Here is a 346-nt window from a genome sequence, read left to right on the forward strand (position 1 = left end):
CGTAATACTCCACTCCCGGCACACCACCCTGACCGTCCGGTTATGTTTCGGGGGCTTCCACAAAAAAGCCCGGTAACCACCATGCCATGACAGAAACGCGGACAGTGCCTCCCGCTCAGCATCCGTTCTCACCCGAAAAACCACCTGAAAGGTCTTCAGTTGCGCATTCAGTCCTGCCGGACGACGCTGCTGATAACCGTCGCCAAACTTCACCGTCACCACCGACGGTTTCTCCGTCACCTGCATCCCTTCCCGGGGACACCAGTGAAGGGTCTTAATCTCATCCACTCAGCATTCCTCCGTCACGACGCATGGATAACATCACCGCCTGTACCCGCTGGTCAAT

At 56.9% G+C, this 346-nt stretch carries 1 protein-coding gene; it reads right to left on the reverse strand.

All coding sequences use genetic code 11. From position 1 onward, the window contains the following. On the reverse strand, nt 1-288 hold a 288-nt coding region (locus tag E0D98_RS26165; RefSeq protein ID WP_096955505.1), incomplete at its 3' end, for a phage tail protein. Between the last annotated feature and the right edge of the window lie 58 nt (nt 289-346).

It is taken from the genome of Escherichia sp. KCJ4928 (assembly GCF_004352695.1).
In the GTDB taxonomy this organism is placed as follows: Bacteria; Pseudomonadota; Gammaproteobacteria; order Enterobacterales; family Enterobacteriaceae; genus ECMA0423.